Source organism: Chamaesiphon sp. OTE_20_metabat_361 (assembly GCF_031364565.1).
Window position 1 is genome coordinate 1 of the sequence record NZ_JANLWO010000026.1, and the last position, 6,432, is coordinate 6,432.

At 46.8% G+C, this 6,432-nt stretch carries 2 protein-coding genes and 1 pseudogene; all 3 read right to left on the minus strand.

What is annotated here, in order from left to right; translation table 11 throughout:
• Positions 1-5,254: AAA family ATPase (locus RMO35_RS00615; protein WP_309737839.1), on the minus strand; the 5,254-nt coding region annotated here is incomplete at its 3' end.
• 220 nt (positions 5,255-5,474) lie between these two features.
• A pseudogene (locus RMO35_RS00620) lies at positions 5,475-5,582 on the minus strand (pirin family protein); the annotation flags it as partial.
• Positions 5,583-5,643: 61 nt separating this feature from the next.
• A partial coding sequence (locus RMO35_RS00625) for a hypothetical protein (protein ID WP_309737840.1) occupies positions 5,644-6,432 on the minus strand: 789 nt, incomplete at its 5' end.

A 6,432-nucleotide genomic window follows, 5' to 3' on the forward strand; every position in this document is an offset into this window, starting at 1 on the left:
GATAGATCGCTCGATATTCGGCTTCAAAATCGGTATGAGTTGCTAGAGCTGCTGTAATAGCTTGCTCGATTCGAGGAAGATCTTCTGGGTGAACTCGATCGCGCCATGCTTGGTAGCTACTCTCAACTTCACCTGGGACTAACCCCAGCAAGCGGAAATGGTTATCGTTCCAGTCTACTGTATCCGCCACAATATTCCAGTTCCAACTGCCGATGTGGGTGAAATCCATCGTCAGCCTGCGTTGCTCTTCACTCTGCTGCAGAGCGTTTTCCACTCGTTGACGCTCTTCAATCTCCTGAGAAAGGAGCAAAGTCCGCTCGGTGACTTGTTGCTCCAATGTTCGGTTGTAATCGGCTAGCAGTCTCTCTGCTTGTTTGCGCTCGGTGATGTCTTGAAAAGCAGCGATCGCATAAACCACGTTGCCCTGTTCGTCAAAGATGGGAGTTCCCCACACCTCAATTGGAATGGTTTCATTGTTCTGGCGAATGTCTACATCGTCAACCGTGGTGCATTCGCCGCTCAACGCTCGGATAATTGGCATGTTTTCAGTCGAATAGATTCGATCCGTTCCCGTCACATAAAATTGGTAAACCTCGGCGATTTGCTCTGTGGCTACGGCAGGATCGATCCCTTTGCCCATAAGCTGAATACCACGTTGATTGGCATAGTAAGGGCGACCATTCGCATCAACGATCCCAACTCCCACCGGAATCGCTTCTAAAAATTGAGCCATCTGACTTTCGCTAGCGCGCAACTTTGAGTAGAGTTTAGCGTTTTCGATCGCGATCGCTGCCTGGGTTGATAATAGCTTCAGAACTTGAGATCGATCGGGTGTAAATGCCCCAGTTGCTGATTGATTTTCCAGATACAACACGCCGACGAGTTTAGTTTGATTTAGTAGTGGCAAACATAAGATAGATTGTGTTTTGTGGTGTTGAATATATGGCTCGCTAATAAAATTACCTTCACGATTAGCATCATTTAAGAGGACAGATTCGTGAGTACGAATCACATACTGAATCATCGATTCGGGTAAGCGATTTGCGATTGGTATCGATTGCAGCACTCGCAGATCGCCGACATTCTGACGATCGTTAAGTTCGTAAGCAGCTTCGATCGCCCATTCCCCTGAGTTTTCTAAAATCAGACATCCAGTTTGTGCGCCAGCATTTTCGATTAAGATCTGCATCAAAGAACCGAGCAACTGCTCCAGTTCAATTTCACTCGAAATCGCCTGAGATGCTTTCATCACCGTAGCTAAATCGAAGGCAGTGGGTGAGTGATTAGAAGTGGTTCCAGAAGTAATGTGGATTGGCGTGTTAGCCATGCCCGACGATTGAGGAAAAAACTGTGGGTAGCGGGTTTCTAAATCTTTCACTTTCGCCATTGCTCCCCATCGTTCATAGCAGTAGTGTGCTTCTTTCATATAGGTTTGGGCAAACTTTTCCCGACCTCGAAATAGGTAAAACCTGGCAGCTAATTCATAGGCTAATGCTTCTTCTTGAAGATACTCATTGTCTCTAGCACCTTGAATCGCTCGTTCGTAGAATTCTTCTGCCTCAAGCAACCGATCCAAAACTCGCGCCGTCTCTGCTTGCACCAACTGATATTTATGCAAATAGTTCATGGGCGCGCGATCTGCCCAGTGCTTCATTTTTTTCTGACTGATAGCAACTTTTATGAGAATTTCTGCTTGCACTCGATCGCTGCTATCGAGATAGGTTGCCAGTCTTGCCAGAGAATCATAGAGATAATAAAAGGGAACAAAAGATGTGCCTACTATTTGAGTCAAATAGCGTTCTGCTATAGCTGCGTTTTCAACTGCCTGGGCATAATCAGAAAAGAGGTAGTAGAGGATGAGCTTATTGGCATAGACATCAAAGATTGCAGTTCCATCATTGGCCACTTCATGTTGTGGTAGCCTATCCTGCTCATTATAGAATTCTCCGACTAAACGCGTCGGAGTGACCGAGCAGCCCCTCAAATTTGCAACAGTTTGATGGAATATTTGATTCCAGGTGAGTGCCGTTTCCTGGTTGATTTGGCGAATTGCCTCATTATAGGTTGTCATCTTGTGTTCAACTTCTATGAGTTCCTCTCCAACTGCATAGGAGTTAAAACAATAAGAGTGAGCGGCATAAGCGGCAAACTCCAAGTCTCCCGTTTCAAGCCCGCTTTGGTAGGCTTCTAACAATGGCTGAAACGTCTTCCTCACATGCTCTTTCCAGTGAATCGTGAAGGTATTTACAATGAGCAATGTTCTGGCTCTGAGTGAATGGCTCTGGGGTCGTGACAATAGTTTCAAGGCTAACTGTCCAAATTCATAGCCCGTCTGGATGTCTCCGACCCTTCCACATAGAATTAAGCCAAAGTTAGCGTAAGCAAAGGAAGATGTAAGCGCATTTCCATATTCAATTGACAAGCTAACTTGTTTAGATACCAGTAACGACATTAAACCAGGAGCCGCTATCCAGGCTGAAATCGTAATTCTAGATAGGATTCGCATCACCACTAATTTATTTGGATCGCTCATTTCCGGTAAATGAATCAAGTCCTCAATGGGTTTCTCTTTAACAAGGCGCGAGACTGCATCTAGCTCAATCTGAATATCTAACTGCCCTGGTTGCTCAGGAAAACTAATCCCAAATTGTGGTAGAACTTGCAGCACAGTGTTGATTGCTTTTAATGGCTGACCTTGTGCGATATATGCTTGAGTTTTGATTTCATGAACTTTTACGCTGTCGAAAATAGTTTTGGCCGATTGCAGAACGATCGCCGCCCAACATTCCACCTGCTCAAATTCACCACATAAATATGCGATTTCGGTTGTTTCCAAATATAAATATAAGGTCAGGTCATAATCTATTTGCCAGCTAGAATCTGCCAGCCATGCTCTTCCGGTGGCTAAATATTTTTTAGCAATACTATAGGCGATCGCCCCTTTTGCTTTCTGAGCTGCCATCAAATTCAATTGAGCAATTTCATTTCGCTCTACTCGATTGTTGACCCGTTCAAGCCCATGATTGAGATGATCCACAATTTCAAACAGCCGATACGATCGTCGCTCTGGCGGTATTTTTTCGAGTAAATTGCGACCGATTTGAAGATGAATTGCTTGTTTCTGCGTTTCATCGATTAAGGCATAGGCGGCTTGCTGCACGCGATCGTGCAAGAACTTAAACTCTTGAATTAACAAGCTCTCGTCTAATTCAGATAAGGGTTGAATTAATCCAGATTGGATGGCTGTTTGTAAATCCAGGAAAACTGCTTGAGGCGACAGTTTGCCAACGATCGATAATGTATCTAAATTAAATCCAGCCCCGATACAAGCTGCCAATCGCAACATTTGCTGTGTCGCTGCTGGCAGTCTCTTCAACTGGAGCAGCATCAATTCCACCACATTATCGGTGATGTTCTGGGCTTGGATTTGAGTAATATTCCACTTCCACCCTCCTTGACTTTCCCCCTGACGAACAGAGGATTGAGGGGATTCAAATGTTAACAGATTTTCGCCATACAGCAATCTCAAAAATTCATTGACAAAAAAAGGATTGCCCTCAGTTTTACGCAGGACTAATTCAGCTAGAGAACGAACAGTATCAGTATTCTGATGTAGCATCTCGGCAATCCACTGACTCAACGGCTCAATTGCCAGGGGTGAAAGCACAATCTCCTGAATTACTGCCCCTTGTTTTCGCAGATTTTCCAGCGTTAAAACAAGTGGATGCGTGGGAATGACTTCATTATCGCGATAGGCTCCAATTAAAAACAGGGATTGGGCTTGCTCATCCAGCAGCATCAGCTCGATTAAATTAAGGGTTGCTGAGTCAATCCACTGTAGATCGTCTAAGAAGATCGTCAGGGGATGTTCCTTGGAGCAAAATACCCGTAAAAACTGCCCAAAAACTCGATGAAAGCGGTTTTGAGCTTCAGTAGCTCCCACCGACGCTACAGGCGGCTGTTTGCCCACAATCGATTCGACTTCTGGGATGACATCGATGATGATTTGTCCGTTGTTTCCCAAAGCTGCGAGTAGTCGATCTCGCCATTGCTGTACTCGATCGTCTGGTTCGCCAAGCAGTTGTTGCACCAATTTTTTGAGGGCATCCGCAATCGCACTGTAGGGAATATTGCGCCCAAATTGGTCGAATTTACCCGCGATAAAATAGCCGCGCTTTGCCGTGATGGGTTGATAGAGTTCTTGCACTAACGCTGATTTGCCAATGCCAGCATAGCCAGACACCAACATCATTTCAACTCTGAATCTTGGTTCTGAATTGTCCTCTGGACACGCTACGCGGTCGAAAGCTGCCAGTAACCGTGCAACTTCCTTGTCCCGTCCATACAGTTTTTGTGGGATTTGAAATCGATCTGCAACATCTTGAAGTGCAAGTTGAAACCGATCGATTCGACCATTTTCTGCTAATTGGCGATCGCAATATTCTAAATCTGCTTTAATCCCCCACGCACTCTGATAGCGATCCTCGGCATTTTTTGCCATCAGTTTCAGCACGATCTCGGAAACAGGTTCGGGAATCGCTGCATTCAGTTCGTGAGGCAACACAGGTTGTTTGGCAATATGACAATGGACTAGCTCCAGCAGATCCGTTGTGGGAAACGGCAGATGTCCGGTTAGCAGTTCGTAAAACGTGACACCGAGCGAGTAAAAATCGGTGCGATAATCGATCGAGCGATTCATCCGCCCGGTTTGTTCTGGCGACAGGTAGGCAAGTGTCCCTTCTAACCCATGAAGACTTTTGAACGTCGGATTCGTGCGGTTAAATTGGGTGGCAATGCCGAAGTCAATGATTTTGGCAACGCCCGTATCGGGATTCACAACAATGTTGCCAGGATTAATGTCTTTGTGAATGATACTCGCAGCGTGGATTTTGCCCAGAATGTTTGTGAGATCGATCGCCAGCCGGAGAAAAGTGGCTAAGGGCATAGGGCAGAAAGTCTCTGGGTGCGCTCGCATCCATTGCTCTAGAGACTCTCCACCAAAGTCCTCTAAGAGCATGACAAGCGTGCGTTGATAATCCCGCTGGCTATATACCTTAACGACTCCTTCTAGGTCGAGGGAGCGGGCGATCTGATATTCTTGTCGGTAGCGAGTCAGTTCTTGGGGGGAAGGATAATCTTGCTTGAGCATTTTGATGACGATCGCTAGCCCATCATCTGCGATGCCCCGATACACCAGAGAATTAGCACTTTCGTAGATCTTGTCTTGGATAGCAATACCAGCTAGAGCAATCATCGAACCTCTCTGGAGAAGTATGAGGTAGCATACTTTAAACTATAGAAGACTCATCACAATTTTCCAACAACAGCAATTCACATAATTACTCGATCGCTATGGCTATGGGCTATCTTAATCGCCCGATCTCTATAGCAACGTTACCAGAATTGCGTTACTGTTTGAAGATTGAGTAAGTTATGTTTGTAAGTACCAATTTCATCACTTGGAAGCTGCCGATTGCCAATTCTCCTTCTAGCACATAGGTGAGAATAATTTCCATATCTTGATGTCCGTGGGTGCCAAATCCCGCACCAGGAATCATGCGGTCGTCATTAATTACCCGAAGAGATTCGGCAAGCCGACGCTTCGCGAACGAAATCCCATCCGATGACCCGATTCTCGATGCGTCAAGACAAGACAGAGGCTACGCCAACGGGTACAGGAGCGAGCCAAGCCACTAAATTCCGCACGTAAGCGTGAATATCCGCCAGCGCAGATGGTTCGGTTTGCATCCCGTCTCCCTCTGGTTCGTCAACGAAGCTCGGACATCCCTGCGCGACACTCCAGTTGTAGTCGGCAAAGTGGTGAAAGGTTGATTGAGCGATAACTCGTCCGGTTTCGCCATCTGTTTCCTCTGCTCGATCGCGAAGCGCGCCACCAAGGCGGTCGAGCACAACCACCAAATTGAACGAGCGTCCGGTGATCCCACTGGTACCAGTGGCAATCGCCCGTGCCTTACTTCCGGCTGGAACGCCGACGGCTCCTTCGTGCGGGTGGGCTGGAAACAACTCGATCGCGCCAGAGGGCGAAGCAGCATTGCGAAACAGGGGATGAATCGGCTCGACTGGAGTAATCCGCTGATAGTCGCCATTGCGCCCTGAATGATAGTTTGGCCAAGAAATAGTGGGAGTGCCCGTATCATCGATTTTATGCTGTGACGTATCTGGATCGAGATGTCTGGATTGGAAAAAGTGCAGTGCCCCAATCTCACCCAAGCCGCATAAACTGATGCCTAGATCCTGGTGGTCGCGGGTGGTTAAAATGCCCCGCCCACTGCGGTGAAAGGCAGTGATGCCCGCACAATCGTTGCTACTGAGTCCGTCACCCGTATCTAAGGCAAACAACCATAGCTCGTCGAAATCGGAGTCACCTAAAGTACTCAAGATCGGGTCGTCACCGTTGGCATTGAGTTGACG